This window comes from Butyrivibrio sp. NATIVEDY162, assembly GCF_045999815.1.
Lineage (GTDB): Bacteria > Bacillota > Clostridia > Lachnospirales > Lachnospiraceae > Butyrivibrio.
In genome coordinates this window covers 2,068,201-2,085,789 of sequence record NZ_CP172573.1, presented here as the reverse complement: position 1 = coordinate 2,085,789, position 17,589 = coordinate 2,068,201, and the positions used below count along the sequence as shown (strand labels likewise).

Annotated in this window: 18 protein-coding genes; all 18 read left to right on the top strand. The window is 42.1% G+C overall.

Annotated elements, in window-relative coordinates; genetic code table 11:
• The 18 genes from ACHCNF_RS09050 (at window position 1) to ACHCNF_RS08965 (ending at window position 17,575) form a co-directional block, all read left to right on the top strand.
• A complete protein-coding gene (locus ACHCNF_RS09050; protein ID WP_408069491.1) occupies window positions 1-1,005 on the top strand; it encodes an endonuclease/exonuclease/phosphatase family protein in 1,005 nt (334 codons plus the stop codon).
• 13 nt (window positions 1,006-1,018) lie between these two features.
• Window positions 1,019-3,316, top strand: coding sequence for a hypothetical protein (locus ACHCNF_RS09045; RefSeq protein ID WP_408069490.1), 2,298 nt, complete (start codon window positions 1,019-1,021; stop codon window positions 3,314-3,316).
• A gap of 72 nt (window positions 3,317-3,388) precedes the next feature.
• Window positions 3,389-3,802, top strand: coding sequence for a hypothetical protein (locus ACHCNF_RS09040; protein WP_408069489.1), 414 nt, complete (start codon window positions 3,389-3,391; stop codon window positions 3,800-3,802).
• A 309-nt stretch (window positions 3,803-4,111) separates the two neighbouring features.
• Window positions 4,112-5,287, top strand: a complete 1,176-nt coding sequence (locus ACHCNF_RS09035; RefSeq protein ID WP_408069488.1) for a DUF5688 family protein — start codon at window positions 4,112-4,114, stop codon at window positions 5,285-5,287.
• 100 nt (window positions 5,288-5,387) lie between these two features.
• On the top strand, window positions 5,388-5,615 hold the full coding sequence (locus ACHCNF_RS09030) for a hypothetical protein (RefSeq protein ID WP_408069487.1): 228 nt from the start codon (window positions 5,388-5,390) through the stop codon (window positions 5,613-5,615).
• A 1-nt stretch (window position 5,616) separates the two neighbouring features.
• Window positions 5,617-6,060 (top strand): hypothetical protein, encoded by a 444-nt coding sequence (locus ACHCNF_RS09025; RefSeq protein WP_408069486.1) that lies wholly within the window; start codon window positions 5,617-5,619, stop codon window positions 6,058-6,060.
• Window positions 6,061-6,071: 11 nt separating this feature from the next.
• Window positions 6,072-6,545, top strand: coding sequence for a PcfB family protein (locus tag ACHCNF_RS09020; RefSeq protein WP_408069485.1), 474 nt, complete (start codon window positions 6,072-6,074; stop codon window positions 6,543-6,545).
• On the top strand, window positions 6,542-8,305 hold the full coding sequence (locus ACHCNF_RS09015; protein ID WP_408069484.1) for a VirD4-like conjugal transfer protein, CD1115 family: 1,764 nt from the start codon (window positions 6,542-6,544) through the stop codon (window positions 8,303-8,305). Before ACHCNF_RS09020 ends, ACHCNF_RS09015 begins: the two co-directional genes overlap by 4 nt.
• Window positions 8,306-8,608: 303 nt before the next feature.
• Window positions 8,609-8,821, top strand: a complete 213-nt coding sequence (locus tag ACHCNF_RS09010) for a Maff2 family mobile element protein (RefSeq protein ID WP_022770880.1) — start codon at window positions 8,609-8,611, stop codon at window positions 8,819-8,821.
• 134 nt (window positions 8,822-8,955) lie between these two features.
• Window positions 8,956-9,825 carry a VirB6/TrbL-like conjugal transfer protein, CD1112 family gene (locus ACHCNF_RS09005; RefSeq protein ID WP_408069483.1) on the top strand — a complete coding sequence of 290 codons (870 nt, stop codon included), beginning with the start codon at window positions 8,956-8,958 and terminating at the stop codon, window positions 9,823-9,825.
• A 17-nt stretch (window positions 9,826-9,842) separates the two neighbouring features.
• Entirely contained in the window at window positions 9,843-10,229 is a 387-nt protein-coding gene (locus ACHCNF_RS09000; protein WP_408069482.1) for a PrgI family protein, read from the top strand.
• Between the two features lie 19 nt (window positions 10,230-10,248).
• Entirely contained in the window at window positions 10,249-12,651 is a 2,403-nt protein-coding gene (locus ACHCNF_RS08995; RefSeq protein ID WP_408072216.1) for a VirB4-like conjugal transfer ATPase, CD1110 family, read from the top strand.
• Window positions 12,652-12,668: 17 nt separating this feature from the next.
• Entirely contained in the window at window positions 12,669-14,375 is a 1,707-nt protein-coding gene (locus ACHCNF_RS08990) for a C40 family peptidase (RefSeq protein ID WP_408069481.1), read from the top strand.
• Between the two features lie 51 nt (window positions 14,376-14,426).
• Window positions 14,427-14,747: a DUF4315 family protein gene (locus tag ACHCNF_RS08985; RefSeq protein ID WP_408069480.1), complete on the top strand. Its 321-nt coding sequence runs from the start codon at window positions 14,427-14,429 to the stop codon at window positions 14,745-14,747.
• On the top strand, window positions 14,734-15,537 hold the full coding sequence (locus ACHCNF_RS08980; RefSeq protein ID WP_408069479.1) for a DUF4366 domain-containing protein: 804 nt from the start codon (window positions 14,734-14,736) through the stop codon (window positions 15,535-15,537). The genes ACHCNF_RS08985 and ACHCNF_RS08980 overlap by 14 nt, the downstream gene beginning before the upstream one ends.
• 69 nt (window positions 15,538-15,606) lie before the next feature.
• On the top strand, window positions 15,607-16,791 hold the full coding sequence (locus tag ACHCNF_RS08975; protein WP_408069478.1) for an ArdC-like ssDNA-binding domain-containing protein: 1,185 nt from the start codon (window positions 15,607-15,609) through the stop codon (window positions 16,789-16,791).
• A complete protein-coding gene (locus tag ACHCNF_RS08970) occupies window positions 16,791-17,084 on the top strand; it encodes a hypothetical protein (RefSeq protein WP_408069477.1) in 294 nt (97 codons plus the stop codon). Before ACHCNF_RS08975 ends, ACHCNF_RS08970 begins: the two co-directional genes overlap by 1 nt.
• A complete protein-coding gene (locus ACHCNF_RS08965; RefSeq protein WP_408069476.1) occupies window positions 17,084-17,575 on the top strand; it encodes a hypothetical protein in 492 nt (163 codons plus the stop codon). The genes ACHCNF_RS08970 and ACHCNF_RS08965 overlap by 1 nt, the downstream gene beginning before the upstream one ends.
• Window positions 17,576-17,589 lie beyond the last annotated feature (14 nt).

Sequence of the window (17,589 nt, the reverse complement as noted above, 5' to 3'; positions counted from 1 at the left end):
ATGTCCTACAAAATAGGATCATTTAATGTCCGAAATCTGTCTTTCGGTGCTGGCACAAGCAGAGACCTTGATTTAATGGCTGACATTATAAAAGAATTTGATGTGATTGCCCTCCAGGAAGTATTGAGCGAAGGAAAGATTCTTGAAGGAATAACTGTCAGTGATGTTTCGGGTCAAGCAATGGCCTATGAATATTCGCTAAGGAGTAGGCTTGGCGGTAATTGGGATATGTGTTGGCTGGATCCAAAAACTGATAGCAAGTGGTATCCATATACAGGCGATGATTCCAGGGGAGAAGGATATGCTTTTCTATGGAGAAAAGATAAATTCAAGTGCCCGGTGAATGAACATGGAAAAGTGGTAAGACCAAGAATAATACATCAGTATAAAACTGATAGTTCCAGAGGTGAAATGAAGTTAATAAGAGATCCGGGATATGCTAGATTGCAGCTTGTTGATATGCCTAACGCAGAAATTAGACTGATTACAACGCATATTGTTTATAAGAAGCCTAGTGAAGAAAATTTGTCAAAGACAATTGATTTTGGATCTTATGTTATGAGACAAAATGAGTTTAATGTATTGGCGCGGAGCATATATACATCTGTGAGTGAGGACCACAACGATATCAATTGCATTGTACCATACACGATTATACTTGGAGATTATAACCTTAATTTGTTTTCAAGTGGAGCAGGCTCACCTCTTGTCCCGGCTATTATGGTAGTTGATTCAAAAAAGAGAATCTTAGGTACAGAAGGAGAGATGAAGAATGGATTCTACTTTATGCATACTACACAGGCTGATTTATCCACTGTAAATAAAGATGCCGATAATTATGCGAGCAATTATGATCATTTTACATTTGATGAGCGAACGAAAAATAGTATTGTTGATGAAACACCACACAGAGTCAATGCAGTGGAGAGGGCGGGAGACTTTAAGACATACAAAGAAAAAGTCTCAGATCATATACCAGTAATGCTTGAAATAAGCATGAAATGAGGAGGTAGCGAAGATGAGCGATAACACATATGAGATTCAGGATCAATTAAAGGCGGCATATGCATTAAACATGTGTACTGTATCTGTATCTCAGATAGTAGATTATAACGATGAATATATTTTGGAGCAGGAGTATGAGGCAATTCTTAATAATCTGAATCTGGAACAGATGCCAAAAGATGAAGCACTTCTCAATATTCTCGTAAAGTTACTCAATGTAATTACATTTTTCAGAATTGATAAGGTCAAGAGAGCACAGATAGAGAAGAAATATCAGCGCAGAATTAAAAATGCTATTTGGTCTGCTGTTCCAAATATTGGAGTTATTGTGGCTGGAGATCCTGTGACAGTTGGATTATCACTTGCGACACAGGTTGGCATTGGTTATATGAATTACCGAAGAGAAAAGGCTGATGCATTAGCTGATAAAGAAGATTCTGAGGTAGAACTTAGAATTACTGCAATGGAACAGTTTAATGCATTAAGAAGGGAACTGTTTACTACAGCTTGGAGACTTGCTGATGAATATAACTTCCCCGATAAATACAGATTAACAGAGCGTCAGATAACTCAATATAATGAGATACTTATGGATTCTGATGAAATAAGGAAATATGAGCGTCTATCAGCTGTTAAGGATAATTTTGAAGCATATCTTCCGTTCTGGTATTTTATGGGACATTCGGCGAAGTTTATTGCAGAAGACAAAGATAATGGGCTGGATTCAAGCGCTAGAGAGTACTATATAAGTCAGGCAAAGGAAAACTTTGAAAAATATGAGAGCCTTAATTCCTTTAATATTCTGAGAGAGGATGAACTAACCGCTTCGTTTGCACTCGAATATGTGGATTTGCTTTTATTGGAGGAAAATCCTGATCAGGAAAAAATCATAAGACTTATTGAAACAGCTGTGAAGATGGCTGGGAATGCAAATGACATACTTGAACTCTGTGCAGTGTCCTATCTAAAAGTAGGAAAAACAGATAATGCAGAAAACCTTCTCAGAATACTGGTAAATGAAAATTACAATACAGCCACGAACGCGAAGCTTTTAAGCAGAATATACGTTAGTGAATATTTGAAAGGTACAAATCCTTTGGCAAAGACACAGTATGGTATTTTGGCATCAAGAGTAACACCGGCATGGCTTTTCCCTATGCCTGACAATAGAGCAGATGATCTTATGCTTCAGGATAAGGAACTACAGGACAAGTATATTTCGGAGCAGCGATTGGCACTTCAGAAAGAATACGGGGATGTTATTAATCAGTTCATTGAAAAAAACATTGTTTTGTTTAATAAGATTATTCCTGTTCCAGTAAGAAATGCTAATGATGAGTATTTTACTAATACAGAGACAGCAATTAAGAGAAGACGCCAAGATGTCTATGATGCGTTGGAGAGCGATAGGGGAAATGAGTACAGGCAACAAATAAAGGAATCAGGATACAGATTTAGATACATTGAGCTTATTAATGAAATGCTTAATTCACTTGATGAACTAAGAATTTTCCGTGATAGCGATGACAAGGATGGTATGATTCAACTAATAAAGGATAATCTTTCAGAATCAAGTGGAGAATTGAAAGAAATTCAGGGAAAACTAAATCGTAATGATGCATTTTCCATAATGGATTATGAAAGAATACAGAAAAGCCTGTCCTTTCAAAGATTGACGAAGGAGTTCTTTGATGCTTTGAAAGAAAACGTACTTCAGAATATTGGTAATATGGATTCGCTTGATGCTTTGGATGATGTCGAGTTGGATATAGTACAGTTTTGCAGAAAGCATGATTTAGAAGAAAGGAATCCAAATCCGAAAGGAAAAATAGCACAGTCAGTATATGACAAAGAAAGCGATTATATTTCTCTGGATATATTAGGCGAAAATGAGCGTGATGAGAGTTTCAGCAAAGTTGTGTTTGAAAAAATGCTTGTAGCGGTTAAAGATGCTGCAGGTGGAATTGTCGATGATGCTAGTAAGATGAATCTTCTTATTCGGGGTAGTCAGGAATATGAGTTGTACTTCAAAAATGTTAAGCTGAAAGGAGATGCCTTTAAAGCGAAGACATTAGCTATATTGGATGACCATTCATTTGCTAACTATGACTTATTTATTACATGTGATGGTGTTGTGCCGGTGAAGAGAAGTAAGGTTGAAGGATTAAGAAGTTTCAACAAGATAGAATATCAAGGAAAGAGTATTAGTCTTGGATGGCCAGAAGAGTATTCTAATAGAGCAGTGAATTTAGGCAATCTTTATAATCTGTTAGAAAAACTAAGAAAGATAAGGGAAAATGCAAAATCGTAATATAAGAGAATTGAAGAGCAATGCGCTCTGTATCTAGGATAGCAGAGGCATTTATCATTCTCTGGAGGTTAAGTGAGTAAAGGTATCGGAGCACATGCAAACTTAATTGCGGAAGACGAGCACTCTGTAATGTATGAATATGGTGGATATAATCTTAATGATCAGAAGTATCGTAATGAAAACCATCTGTATGACGGGGCAATTACAATTCAAAAGGAATGCTTTGTTGAACCTGAAATACATGAGAAGCTAAAGAAAATGCCATCCGGACGTAAGAGGGTTATTGTCAAGAGAATACCCGTTTCTGTCAACTATGGGAAAATGATTGAAGATGGGGCAATCAAGGTAGAAAACTGTAGTAATTGTTGGAAAGCTACTGAAGATGACTTGAAAATAGATGTTATGGCCTTGCATCTTTTATTCTATATTTTTCGTAGGTATCAGGAGGATGGGAAAATCCCCGATATTATTAGCTATAATGTATAGGGGAATCTCCGTCACTTTAGTACCATTTTAATTTGCACCCTCTGCGTCACTTTTTGCCACCAAAAACAACTAAGTTCATCCGATTTGCCACCAACTGCATATTTTCATGTGTTTTCAGACATGATATTATTATAATGCGCCAAGAAATGTGAGATGCGAAAAGCACCAAACATTTTGAGGCGTATTTCTTTTGCAAAAGAATACCCCTTTCAGAGCTAATAAACTTGGTTTGTGTGCATAGGGCATCAGCCACCGGGACGTCACGGTGGCTGGTGCCCATTTTAATTGGAGAAAAAATCGGAGGAAACTATGGATAACTTTAATACAACAGATATGGAAAACTACGCTAAGAAGATTGATGAAAAGTATGCAGACAGAGATGCAGACAAAATGGGATACCAGGAGTTCAAGTCTACATATGCAGATACTGTAGAGAAGGCATTCCACTACAAAGGGATGAGTGATGTTGAGATTGAGAACCGTCTTGTTGATAAGGTTAATGAGACCTATGATGCATTGACGGTGAAGCACTCCGGATCAGATGTGGGCGTAAACATAAGCATTACAGATGCCTATGACGCATACGTCAATCATGATGTATCTATTGTGGAAATTGCAGCCGAGGCTACAGCAAAGACCGCTGCTGCTCTTGAGAATGCTCCGAATATCAGCAATGGCATAAATGACATCCAGAACTACGATGTCATGAAGAACAAGCTGGTCATGGAGGTTGTTTCTGCTGAGACAAACGCAGAGCTTCTTGAGACTGTTCCTCACAAGGACATTGAAGACATGGCAGTCATCTACCGCTTTGATGTAAAGGACATTGTTGGTGAAGGAGCAACTGTAATCGTGACCAACAAGATGCTTGATAACTACGGCATCACACCTGATCAGCTTCATGAGGATGCTGTAAAGAACGCTCCCGAGATCAGACCTATCGTCATCCAGGGCATGGCAGAGGTGCTGGCAAAGCAGATGGGAGTTGAAGACCTGGAGATGCTTGGTCTTAACGTTCCACCGGAACAGGAACAGATTTTTGTGGCTTCCGTTCCGGATAATGTTCATGGTGCCGGAATCCTTGCTTATGAGGATTTCATGGATAAGGCATCTGAGCGTGTCGGTAATCAGTCATTTTTCATTTTGCCCAGCAGTATCCATGAGCTTTTGATTGTCCCTGATAACGGAATGATGGATCTTCACTCTCTTGAGCAGATGGTAAGGGAGGTCAATGCGACTACCGTGGATCCTTCTGAAAAGCTTACTGACAACGTTTACCACTACGATGCACAGGACAAAGTCTTTGAGCTTGGTGAAAAGTTTGTGGAGCGTCAGGCAGCTAAGGAGAGAGGTGAGGTAAAAGAAGCCGTAGCAAAGAAGTCTCTTCTTGGTGAGCTTAAGGCGGCCAAGGTTGAAGCAGCAAAAGAGCCTCATAAGGATGCAATCGATAAGGGCGTAAAGTCCAAAGGTGATGTGGCAATCTGATATTAAGTCGTTCCTCTTTATAAACTGGCGATGGTCTGTGGTATATCTCGGGCCAGCGCCAGTTTTCAAAAAGAATCTTTTCAAAGGATGGGAGAAAAGTATGAGTAAAGATAGAGAAAAACAAAGAGCAAACAGAAAGAAATATGGAGAAAGACGAGCCTTGAATTGTTCAAGGTTTACTGACAGGGACTTGAATCCCATTCCTACAGGAAATATCAAGCCACAGAACTGCAAGACTCCGTGTCCATACGGGGTTGGCAAAGCATTCTGCTTTCCTTGCATGGGAAAGATTATGGACGAGCACAATAACTTAAGAAAGGCGGCATAAAATGAAGGATTTAGATATAAGAATCAATCTGGACCCGGTAAATGACAAGATAGTGAACTTTCCTGTCAGAAATAATCCTGTGGATGGGAAAAATGTTAAGAACCAGAAGGGCATTGTCATTGGAACTGACAGTTCTTACAGGACTGTTGATGAGGATGAGGCTTATCAGATTATAGCTAAGCTTGGTGACAACGGACTTGCAAAGAGCCTGTCAGATGATTATGTGATGATCTTTTCTGCAGAAAGCATTATCAATGCGGAGTTCTCACGATATCTTGTTGGAAGTGTTCTTGTTTTAAAGACAGGAACTGATTCCAAATTCAAGGATATCACTGAGTTTGATGTTGATATGATGCGAACTTTTTTCGAGACAGATCTTGTAACGCTGACATATGGGAAAGAGAAATTCGATGCATATCCTCTTGAATATGAGGATGCAGCGTGAGGTAACTGCCTATGAATGAAGAAGTTTCACAGAAGACTGTCCGGTTTGCAATAAATACCGGCAAGGTCACTGGGCGTGTCCTCTGGAATTGTCTTAAGGCATACCTGAGACACAGGCAGAATAAAAAGCTTACTGCAGGAAAGGGGGAGCAGTCCGTAAAGCAACTGGTCAAACAGGGGCAGGGGGCTTCAAGCATGGAAGTGAGCGGAGAGAGCATCAGGTCTTTCAAGCGTATAGCAAATAAGTACGGAGTTGATTTTGCCATTGTAAAAGACAAAACGACAGACCCACCGCGATATACATGCTTCTTTAATGCTAAGGATATGGATGCCATTACCGCGGTGGTAAAGGAATACTCTGCTAAAGTAGTAAAGATGCAGGGCAAGCAAAAGCCGAGTCTCCTAAAGGAACTGAAGAAACTGAAGGATGAGATTGCCAAGGCTCCACGCAAAGTAAAAGAGAAGTTTAAGGAGAATGTCAGATGAGCAAAAAGACTAAGAAGATGATAATCCTTAATATTCCTTACTTTTTGGTGGGGCTTTTTTGTACCAATCTTGGAGAAGCATGGAGAATAGCCTGGGGCAGCAACATGTCAGAAAAGGTCCAGGGGCTTGTGTTATATGGGGGATTTTCCAAGGCATTTGCGAATATCCTTCCAAGCCTACATCCTTTTGACCTGACTGTTGGTATTGCCTGCGGACTTGCGCTGAGGCTTGCTGTCTATATCAAAGGGAGGAATGCCAAAAACTTTCGCCACAATTCAGAATACGGTTCAGCAAGGTGGGGAAACCCGGAGGATATAGAACCATATGTGGATCCGGAGTTTAAGAATAACGTCATTTTATCCCAGACAGAGAGGCTGACCATGAATAGCAGACCGAAGCTTCCCAAGTATGCAAGGAACAAAAATGTCCTTGTAGTAGGTGGCTCTGGTTCAGGTAAGACGAGGTTTTTCATTAAGCCCAATCTCCTGCAGCTTCATAGCAGTTATGTTTTAACGGATCCCAAGGGAACCCTCATAGGAGAAGTGGGTAACGTATTTGTGAAGGCAGGCTACAACGTTAAGGTATTCAATACCATTAACTTCAAGAAGAGCATGCATTTTAATCCGTTCAACTACATCCACTCAGAAAAAGATATCCTGAAGCTGGTAACAACGCTCATGGCAAATACAAAGGGCGAAGGAACTCCGGGAGATCCTTTCTGGGAGAAGGCCGAAAAGCTGCTTTATACAGCGCTTATCGGTCTTATTTATTATGAGGCTCCTGAGGAGGAAAAGAACTTCAACACACTTGTGGAGTTCATCAATTCCATGGAGATCAGAGAGGATGACGAGTCGTTCAAGAACGCTGTGGATATCCTGTTTGAAAGACTGGAGAAAAGAGATCCGAATCACTTTGCTGTTCGCCAATATGCCAAGTACCGCCTTGCGGCCGGCAAAACCGCAAAATCGATTCTTGTGAGCTGTGGTGCGAGGCTTGCGCCTTTTGACATTGAACAGCTTCGTGAAATCATGAGCTATGATGAGCTTGAACTGGATAAGATAGGTGACAGGAAAACAATCCTTTTCCTTATCATGTCTGATACGGACAGTACTTTTAACTTCCTTATCAGCATCATCTATACGCAGCTCTTTAACCTGTTGTGTGAAAAAGCAGATGATGTCTATAACGGAAGGTTGCCTGTCCATGTTCGATGCCTTATAGATGAGGCGGCGAACATCGGTCAGATCCCAAATCTGGAAAAGCTTATGGCAACTATCCGAAGTCGTGAGATCTCAGCAGCACTTGTTCTTCAGGCAAAGTCGCAGCTTAAGGCAATCTATAAGGATAATTCTGAGACAATCATAGGCAACTGTGACTCTCAGATATTCCTTGGAGGCTCAGAACAGACAACGCTTAAGGACCTTAATACCATGCTCGGCAAGGAGACCATCGACATGTATAACACTGGCGAGTCCAGGGGAACATCACAAAGCTACAACATGAACTATCAGAAGCTGGGACATGAGCTGATGAGTGTTGATGAACTTGCAGTCATGGATGGTAACAAATGTATCGTGCAGGTTAGGGGCGTAAGACCTTTCCTGTCAGATAAATATGATCTTACGCAGCATCCCAATTACAGATATACAGCGGATGCAGACAAGAAGAACTGGTTCGATGTTGAGAAGTATCTTAACCATGATCTGGTTCTAAAGCCTGATGACAAGTATGAAGTTATCGAGGAAACAGTAGAAGAGTAATGATATGGAGCCCTTTGCTGTGTCAATAAAAGGCATAGCATTCAGGGCTTTATATATTGCCTGGAAACAGGCAGGCATGGCCATGTATCCGAAGTCAGTCGACGGGCTTCGGAAAGCAACTATCAACCGGCATCACAAAAAGTAGTGGTGTCGCTAACCAAACAAAAATTATTGGAAGGAGAAGGGTCCCACTACAAATGCCTTAAGCGACAAAACAGCGACAAAAGCTGTCTTGGGTTTCCTAAGAAAGAGTGAAACATGCTTAAATTGGGCATTTGTAGGGTTTGGGATTCAAAAAGAATTATGGCATTTTTTCAGAGCGCAGTAGGTTCACTGCAGACAATCGTTATCGCACTTGGAGCTGGTCTCGGCGTATGGGGAGCAATCAACCTTCTTGAAGGTTATGGTAATGACAACCCCGGAGCTAAGAGCCAGGGAATGAAGCAGCTCATGGCGGGCGGTGGTGTTGCCCTTGTTGGAACAACACTTGTGCCTCTTCTTGCTGGTTTGTTCTGATCGCCAGCTCCGGAAGAGAGATACAACTGAATATGGAATAATTCAGAGAAAGCGGATATCTCCATTTGGTTGATATCCGCCTTTTACTCTGGATAAAACTAACCAGCAATCAGCTGGATTAACTTAGGAGGGATATGTTTGATGAATTATTTGCTGAGATAGAACAGCATCTCAAAGATATGATAATTCCCTACCTTATGAGTGTACTGCAGACCATGTTCGACTGTGTAAATGACCAGGTCGGAACGATAGCATCAGATGTGGGAACAACGCCCTCAGCATTTAATCCGACTATCTTTGGAATGATAAGAAATATCTCAGAGTCGGTGATAATGCCGATAGCGGGAATAATCCTGACGTTTGTCGCTTGTTATGAGCTGATACAGCTTATCATCAGCTACAACAATCTGGCAAACTTTGAGACATGGTTCATTTTTAAATGGGTGTTTAAGACATTCATTGCAGTAGAGATCATTACGCATACCTTTGATTTCACGCTGGCTGTGTTTGATGTTGCACAGCATGTCATACTAAATGCCGGTGGAGTCATTGTATCTTCAACAGCAGTAGACGCATCAGCACTGGCGTCAATGCAGTCAACCATAGAGGCTATGGATATATGGAGCATATTCGCGCTCTTTTTCCAGGTCTCAATAATCATGATAGTTACGCAGATCCTTTCAAAACTCATATTTGTCATTATCTATGTGAGAATGATTGAGATCTATATGTATGTTTCCCTTGCTCCGATACCACTCGCTACTTTTGCTAACAAGGAGCAGAGCTCAGTCTGCATCAATTATGGAAAGAGCCTGTTTGCTCTTGGACTACAGGGATTTCTAATCATGATATGCGTTGGTATCTATGCTGCACTTATACAGTCGCTCGCATTTTCAAGCGATATCGTAGGTTCCCTCTGGGGAGTTGTAGGATATACGATCCTTTTGGCATTCTCACTGTTTAAGACAAACACAGTAGCCAAGGCAATCCTGCAGTGCACATAAATTGAGGAAGGAGAAATATGGCAGCTTCATATATATCAGTGCCAAGAGACCTTACAAAGGTCAAAAGCAAAGTGATCTTTAATCTGACAAAGAGACAGATTGGCTGCTTTTCAGTGGCAGCGCTCATAGGAGTTCCGACTTTTTTTCTTATAAAGAGCATGGCTCCCATTAACGTGGCAGTCATGAGCATGATGGTCATAATGATGCCCATCTTCTTTTTTGCCATATATGAAAAGAACGGAAGACCTTTGGAAGTCTATCTTGGACACTTTATTGAGGCCGTGTTCGTGCGGCCAAAGAAACGTCCGTATAAGACGGATAACTATTATTCAGCTCTGGAGAGATGTGCCAGGGCAGAAAGGGAGGTGAGAAAAATTGTTCGTGTTTCCATGGAGAAAAAATAAGAACGAAAGACATTTTAAGATGCCTGAAGGTTTATCGAAAGCAGAGCAGGCACAGGTAAAAGAGATCATAAAGAATGCACAGAAGGATGACGGGACTCCAAGAACAGCGCAGCAGACCCTTCCTTTTGACAGGGTATTCCCGGATGGCATCTGCCGTGTGGGAATGGATTATTACACAAAAACAATACAGTTTCAGGATATCAATTATCAGCTTGCCCAGCAGGAGGATAAGACTGAGATATTTGAGGAGTGGTGCAGCTTTCTTAACTTCTTTGACAGTTCCGTACACTTCCAGCTTTCATTCATGAACTTTGCAACGGAAGTAGGGGATTTTGAGAAAAAGATTGCGATAGCCCATCAGAATGATCCCTTTAATGATGTTAGGGATGAATACTCTGGGATACTCCTTAGAAATATGCAGGCTGGTAATAATGGACTTACCAAAGTAAAATACATTACTTTCGGTATCCATGCGGATTCAATGAGGTCAGCAAAGCCAAGGCTTATCCATATCGAGATGGATATCCTGAACAACTTCAAAAGACTTGGCGTTATAGCTGAGACCCTGAACGGAGAACAGAGACTTGCACTCATGCATAAGCAGCTTCACATGGGAGATAATGCGAAGTTCCACTTTGACTGGAAATACCTTGCTAAATCAGGGCTTTCAGTAAAAGACTTCATTGCTCCAAGCTCATTTGAATTCCCTAATGGCAGATACTTCAAGATGGGAGATACATGGTGTTCCATGAGTTTCTTATCAATCGATGCTTCAGATGTCAGCGACAGGATGCTTGCAGATTTCCTTGGCATGGAATCGAGCCAGATCGTCACAATGCATCTTCATTCTGTTGATCAGAACGAAGCTATCAAGACAGTAAAGCACACCATTACAGAACTGGACAGGAGTAAGATTGAGGAGCAGAAAAAAGCGGTTCGTGCCGGATATGATATGGAGATAATTCCCTCGGATCTTGCTACTTACGGAAAAGACGCTAAGGCGCTCCTTAAGGAACTGCAGTCACAGAATGAGAGAATGTTCCTTCTGACATTCCTTATCATGAATACCGGAAGGACAAAGGAAGAGCTGGATAATAACATATTTCAGGCATCTTCCATAGCGCAGAAACATTCATGTAATCTGGTACGCCTTGATTTTCAGCAGGAGCAGGGACTTGTGAGCACACTACCTCTTGCCTATAACGAGGTTGATATCCAGCGCGGAATGACTACATCAAGCACAGCGATCTTTGTGCCTTTTACTACACAGGAACTTTTCCAGGATCACAGGGGAGCACTTTATTATGGACTTAATGCACTTTCCAATAACCTTATCATGGTTGACAGAAAGAAGCTTAAGAACCCTAACGGCCTTATCCTTGGTACACCCGGTGCTGGTAAGTCTTTTGCAGCAAAGAGGGAGATAGTAAACTCATTCCTTGTAACAGATGACGATATTATCATATCGGATCCCGAGTCAGAGTACCGTGCTATGGTGGAATACCTTGGCGGTCAGGTGGTAAAGATCAGTCCTACATCAGACCAGTACATCAATCCGATGGACATCAACATGAACTATTCCGAGGATGATAACCCTGTAATGCTGAAAGTAGACTTCATCCTTTCGCTCTGTGAACTTATCATGGGAGCAAAGGACGGACTGCAGCCAACGGAGAAGACTGTAATAGACAGGTGTGTCCGTCAGGTCTACAGGAAATATCTTGAGGATCCAAAACCGGAGAATATTCCAATTTTGGAAGATCTTTACAATCTGCTTCTTAAGCAGGATGAGCCTGAAGCAAAGTATGTTGCAACTGCACTTGAAATCTATGTAACGGGTTCCCTTAACGTCTTTAACCACAGGACAAATGTGGAACTGCGCAATCGTCTTGTATGTTTTGACATAAAGGACCTTGGTAAGCAGCTTAAGAAGATAGGCATGCTCATCATTGAGGACCAGGTATGGTGCAGAGTTTCAGAAAACAGAGAAGCAGGAAAGTCCACCCGTTACTATATGGATGAGATGCATCTGCTCCTTCGAGAAGAGCAGACAGCCGCTTATACTGTTGAAATCTGGAAGCGATTCAGAAAGTGGGGCGGTATGCCGACAGGCATAACTCAGAACGTCAAAGACCTGCTTGCATCGAGGGAAGTAGAAAACATTTTTGAGAACTCAGACTTCATTCTGATGCTTAATCAGGCCGTAGGAGACAGAGCGATTCTTGCAAAGCAGCTTAACATAAGTCCACACCAGCTTTCGTATGTGACACATTCGGGAGAAGGTGAAGGACTTATTTTTTATGGGAATGTAATACTGCCGTTCATCGACAGATTCCCTAAAGAGACCAAGCTGTATGAGGTTATCAACACCAAGTTCTCAGAGACATCAGCGCAGAAAGAACAGATTAAGACCACCGCATAAACGATGGGAGAAGAGTAATGGATGAAGGATTATATACAAGGGAGCCTCGTGATGAGGCTTCCGCTGATGAAAACAAAGTCAGGACCCACGCCACCAAACTGAAGAACAAGGATTCCGCAAGAAGGTATTATGAACAGAAGCTTCGAAATGGAAAAGCTGACAACAGGGATTCTGCAGAGGAACAGAAACGAAAAGAGAAGGTCCATAAGCAGAGCCAGAAGAAAGCGAATGACATTGAGAAGAAGCGCAAGAGTGCTGAAGCTAAGAAGAAAGCTGATCAGGAACGAAATGTGAGTAAAAGTTCGGGAGCTTTTTCAAGAACAGCGGCAGATGCACTGACCGGTATCGGGATTGTTTCTGATATTGTAGGTTCCACTGATGATGGGAAAGATGAATCTTCCGTAGCTGAAGAAGTTTTTGATACCGGAGGCTATATTGCCAGCGGAGCAGTCAGCAGTGCTACTTCCAAGGTGAAGAACAAGAAGTACAGTAACAAGATGCATGGAAGAAAGGAACTGTCAGCAGAAAAGGAGGCAGCAAAGCAGAAAGCCCAAAGGGAAATGCAGAGAAAAGCTATGGAGAAACAGGCCAGGGCTGCAGAGAACGGAGGAAAGATAGGACGAAAGATCACGGACAAAGCAGAAGACATGGCAGCTCTTTTATGGGAAACAGTAAAAGAGTTTGTGGAGGACAATCCTATTGCTTCGCTGATAATAGTTCTGGTGCTTATCCTGATCATAGCGCTCATGGGACTTCTTGGTTCATGCTCAGCCATGGGAGGCGGTGGCGGAGATGTCATTATGGGCACATCCTATACTGCGACTGATGAGGACATACTTGGAACTGAGGATGATTACAAGGATCTGGAGGAAGGACTTCAGGACGATATTGATAACATCGAGACTGATTATCCTGATTATGACGAGTATAACTACTACCTTGATGAGATAGGACATAATCCCTATCAGCTGGCTGCAATTCTTACAGTGCTTTATGAGGCATATAAGAGAGAAGATGTACAGGCGAAGATACAGGAGATATTTGATATCCAGTATGAACTGACTGTGGAGGAAGTAGTCGAGACCAGGTACACTGAACCGGAGGATGAGGATGAAGATCCTGAACCATATGATTACTACATCCTGAATGTTTACCTTGTAAATCACACCCTTGATGTCGTGCCCGATGAGCTTGGGATGACTGATGCGGAAAAACAGCGTGTGGCACTTCTTATGTATACTTTCGGCAACAGAAAGTATCTTTTTGGTGAGGATGATATCTACAACATCCCAGGTGAAGGTGAAGATGATAGCCGTGATCACAGGGTTCCCGGCGAATACCTTTCTGATGAGCAGTTTGCAAGGATGCTTGCTGAAGCGGAGAAGTACCTTGATGTTCCTTATGTCTGGGGCGGATATAGCCCTGAAGGTTTTGACTGTTCGGGATTTGTGAGCTGGGTTATCAATCACTGTGGGAATGGATGGAATTATGGAAGGCTTACAGCTAATGGCCTGCGGGCAAGGACAGCAAATGTTCCCTCGTCAGATGCTAAGCCTGGAGATCTTATCTTTTTCCAGGGAACATATGATACTCCCGGAGCAAGCCACGTTGGCATCTACGTTGGCGGTGGCTGGATGATCCATGCAGGAAACCCTGTTCATTATTCAAATATCAATACACCTTACTGGCAATCCCATTTCCTTGGATATGGAAGAATCCAGTAGGAACTTGTTAGCCTCTGCCTAAATGCAGGGGCTTTACTTTTGGAGGAAAAAATGTTTGAGAAGCTAATAAGAATAAGAGCAGAACATGAAAGAAATACTTTAAGGTTTGAAGAAGCCAGGGCAAAGATGGAGGAAAGTGCAGCAAAGCTTAAGGAAGAAGAGGCCACAGCACTTGTCGGACTTATCGAGAAAGTGAAAATGACACCTGAGCAGCTGGCAGACTACCTTGGAGTAAAGGATGAAAAAACTTCTGCTCCCAAAAAGAAAAAGGAAACTACCACTAAAGAGACAACTGGGAATCCTGTAAAAGACAGTGACGACCACAAAGAAGAAAACAATGAGATGGAGGATATCTTAAATGAAAGCTATTAAGTTAATCGGTGCCAAAGTTAAGACTCTTGGCGTGTCAGTGGCTCTTATGGGGTCACTTTTTTGTTTCAGTCCTGTGACTGCCTTTGCTGGAGGACCAACCTGTATCTGCGAGGACAAGTGCACAGAGGATCATGTAAATCCTGACTGTCCCATCTGCAAAGAGGACTATCGCAACTGCGAGGGCAAGGATCCTGTTATCGAGGAAAAGTGGGGACCACTTACACCTGATGGAAACATGGAACTTGTTGATGATTACGGCTCTCTTGAAGCCGGTGGGAAGCAGTTCATCACAGTCATGACAAAGAACGGCAATTATTTTTATATCATCATTGACCGTGATGATGATGGAAACGAGAAAGTTCATTTCCTTAACATGGTTGACGAATCAGATCTTTTATCGCTGATGGATGATGACCAGGTTGCAGAGTATATCGCTGTAACCGGCAAGGGAAAAGAAAAAGAGGAAGAGCCTAAGGTAGTAGAGCCAACTCCTGCACTTGTTGAGCCTGACCCTGAGCCAGTGGTAGAGCCTGAACCGGAGAAAGAGCCAGTGAATGTAAATGCAATTATGGCACTTATATTAATAATCGGCCTTGGCGTTGCCAGTGGATTCATGTATTACACATCAACAAAGAATAATAAGAAAAAGAATACCGGAATAGATCCTGACCAGGATTATACAGATCAGGATTATCTCGATAGTATCGGTAGCGATGATGATAACGACTATGAAACAGAAGATGATATTCCAGTGACGGAAAATGAGTCTTCTGAAGAGGAGGGGAAGTGATGGCAAAGAAGTCCAGATACATTGCTTATGTAAAAGCTGTGAGAAGATCAGAGAAAAAGGAGTCAAAGGATGGAAAGAGAAGACAGGTTAAAGCAGCTGACAGACCAGCTAACTGATGGCGTGAAGGCAGTCCGTGACAGTGGGGAGTATAAAAAACTCCTTGCTGTCATGGCAAAATTCCCGCATTATTCTATGAACAACTGCATGCTCATTGCCATGCAGAGACCCGATGCTACTTTATGCCAGGGGTTTGATGGCTGGAAGAGAATGGGGCGTTATGTGAAAAAGGGAGAGAAGGGAATAAAGATAATTGCCCCGGCTCCATATACTGTGCAGAAGGAAGTGGACAAGCTTGATTCAAATGGAAAGCCTGTAATCGATTCTGATGGTGAGCATGTGAAGGAAACTAAAGAGTATCAGGTCATGGGATTTAAGGCAGAGACTACTTTCGATGTTTCACAGACAGATGGAAAAGAACTTCCTAAGGTCGGAGTGGATGAGCTTAAGGGTGAAGTGGACAGATATGAACTCATGATGGGAGTTCTTAAGGACTTAAGTCCTGTTCCAATTGGATTTGAGGACATTAAGTCAGGAGCAAAGGGATATTACCACACTACTGAGAAGAGAATAGCAATTCAGAATGACATGAGTGAGCTTCAGACTATAAAGACATGCCTTCATGAGATCACACATGCCATGCTTCATGCAGATGCACCCAAGGAGATCAGCAAGAACAGGAAGGAACTGGAAGCAGAAGGAACTGCCTGCATTGTGCTTAAGTATATGGGCTATGATACAGATGCCTACAGTTTTCCTTATCTTACAGGTTATACAACGGATGCAGATATGAAGGAGCTGAAGGATTCTCTTAATACTATCAGAAAAACATCTTCCAAGATTATTACTAAGATTGAGAATGAACTTAGTAATATCTATATGGAAAGGCATCCTGAGATCGTTCCGGATAACGAGCCGGAAAAAAAGCCTACGGAAAAAACAGAAGTGGCTGCTGATAAAAGCACATCGGATAAGCCCGTTGCAGACAACAGACCAGATGATGGCTGGCCACTTGTGGAAGAGCCAAAAGAAAAAGTAATAGCAGAGAGACGGATTCTTGGAACAGTACGCATCCTTCCAGATGGTGTGGGTGGCAAGAAGCCGTCTCTTTTGGATTCGCTGAAACTTGAAAAGGAAAAGATAAAAAACAAGATCGCGGGAAATGGCGGCAAGGACGAAAAGGGGGTAGCAATCTGATGGGAAAGATTAAGAATCATGAAAAGTATTTGGAACTTCTGGAAGAGAATTATTTCATGTTAAAGGTGCTAAAGACATCTGAAGATACGATCTTTCTGTTTGAGGATTCTCTCAAAAATATAGCTGATTCGTTGCAGATTATTAAAACGGAATATGAAGGCTTTGGAGAAGTCACAGAATTAATTGATCATTTAGATGCTCTTGTAGAAAGCCTGAAAAACACAGCACACTCTATGGCAAATGTTTATACGGTGCTTGGTGAGTTTGTAGAAGCAGATGAGGAGGAGAGTTGATGGGAACACCTGAAGATGATGGATGGATCAATGCCGAAGATTACGATGGATACATTCCATTTGAAAGCGATGAAGAAAATGAAAAAAGGCTTGCAGCCCTGAGGCAGAAAAAGGACGCTGAGGGCAGCGGTGATGAACTTCCATTTGGGAATTTCGAAGATGGTAGCGGAACAAAGCAGGTCTATAACAGTGATGATATTGTAGGTGACTGTCCTGCATGTGGCACTCATGTTATCGAGAGGGAGAAGGGATTCTTCTGTGATAACATGGAGTGCCATTTTGCTTTATGGAAGAACAACAGATTTTTCCAGGCAATTGGCAAAGAGATGACTAGAGAAGTCGCTGACGATCTCCTGAACTGCGGAACAGTCAAGCTGGAGAACTGTGTTTCCAAAAGAACCGGCAACAAGTTCAATTGCTATGTTGACCTGACACTTGATGAGGAAAAGAGGCCTCATTTTGAAATCCGATTTCCCAAAAGGAAGCAGTGAAGGGAGTGATATAA

Bases quoted from the DNA above. Each gene is read 5' to 3' on its own strand.
- ACHCNF_RS09050 (WP_408069491.1), top strand. From the start codon at position 1: ATGTCCTACAAAATAGGATCATTTAATGTCCGAAATCTGTCTTTCGGT.
- ACHCNF_RS09045 (WP_408069490.1), top strand. From the start codon at position 1,019: ATGAGCGATAACACATATGAGATTCAGGATCAATTAAAGGCGGCATAT.
- ACHCNF_RS09035 (WP_408069488.1), top strand. From the start codon at position 4,112: ATGGATAACTTTAATACAACAGATATGGAAAACTACGCTAAGAAGATT.
- ACHCNF_RS09030 (WP_408069487.1), top strand. From the start codon at position 5,388: ATGAGTAAAGATAGAGAAAAACAAAGAGCAAACAGAAAGAAATATGGA.
- ACHCNF_RS09025 (WP_408069486.1), top strand. From the start codon at position 5,617: ATGAAGGATTTAGATATAAGAATCAATCTGGACCCGGTAAATGACAAG.
- ACHCNF_RS09020 (WP_408069485.1), top strand. From the start codon at position 6,072: ATGAATGAAGAAGTTTCACAGAAGACTGTCCGGTTTGCAATAAATACC.
- ACHCNF_RS09015 (WP_408069484.1), top strand. From the start codon at position 6,542: ATGAGCAAAAAGACTAAGAAGATGATAATCCTTAATATTCCTTACTTT.
- ACHCNF_RS09010 (WP_022770880.1), top strand. From the start codon at position 8,609: ATGGCATTTTTTCAGAGCGCAGTAGGTTCACTGCAGACAATCGTTATC.
- ACHCNF_RS09005 (WP_408069483.1), top strand. From the start codon at position 8,956: ATGTTTGATGAATTATTTGCTGAGATAGAACAGCATCTCAAAGATATG.
- ACHCNF_RS09000 (WP_408069482.1), top strand. From the start codon at position 9,843: ATGGCAGCTTCATATATATCAGTGCCAAGAGACCTTACAAAGGTCAAA.
- ACHCNF_RS08995 (WP_408072216.1), top strand. From the start codon at position 10,249: ATGCCTGAAGGTTTATCGAAAGCAGAGCAGGCACAGGTAAAAGAGATC.
- ACHCNF_RS08990 (WP_408069481.1), top strand. From the start codon at position 12,669: ATGGATGAAGGATTATATACAAGGGAGCCTCGTGATGAGGCTTCCGCT.
- ACHCNF_RS08985 (WP_408069480.1), top strand. From the start codon at position 14,427: ATGTTTGAGAAGCTAATAAGAATAAGAGCAGAACATGAAAGAAATACT.
- ACHCNF_RS08980 (WP_408069479.1), top strand. From the start codon at position 14,734: ATGAAAGCTATTAAGTTAATCGGTGCCAAAGTTAAGACTCTTGGCGTG.
- ACHCNF_RS08975 (WP_408069478.1), top strand. From the start codon at position 15,607: ATGGAAAGAGAAGACAGGTTAAAGCAGCTGACAGACCAGCTAACTGAT.
- ACHCNF_RS08970 (WP_408069477.1), top strand. From the start codon at position 16,791: ATGGGAAAGATTAAGAATCATGAAAAGTATTTGGAACTTCTGGAAGAG.
- ACHCNF_RS08965 (WP_408069476.1), top strand. From the start codon at position 17,084: ATGGGAACACCTGAAGATGATGGATGGATCAATGCCGAAGATTACGAT.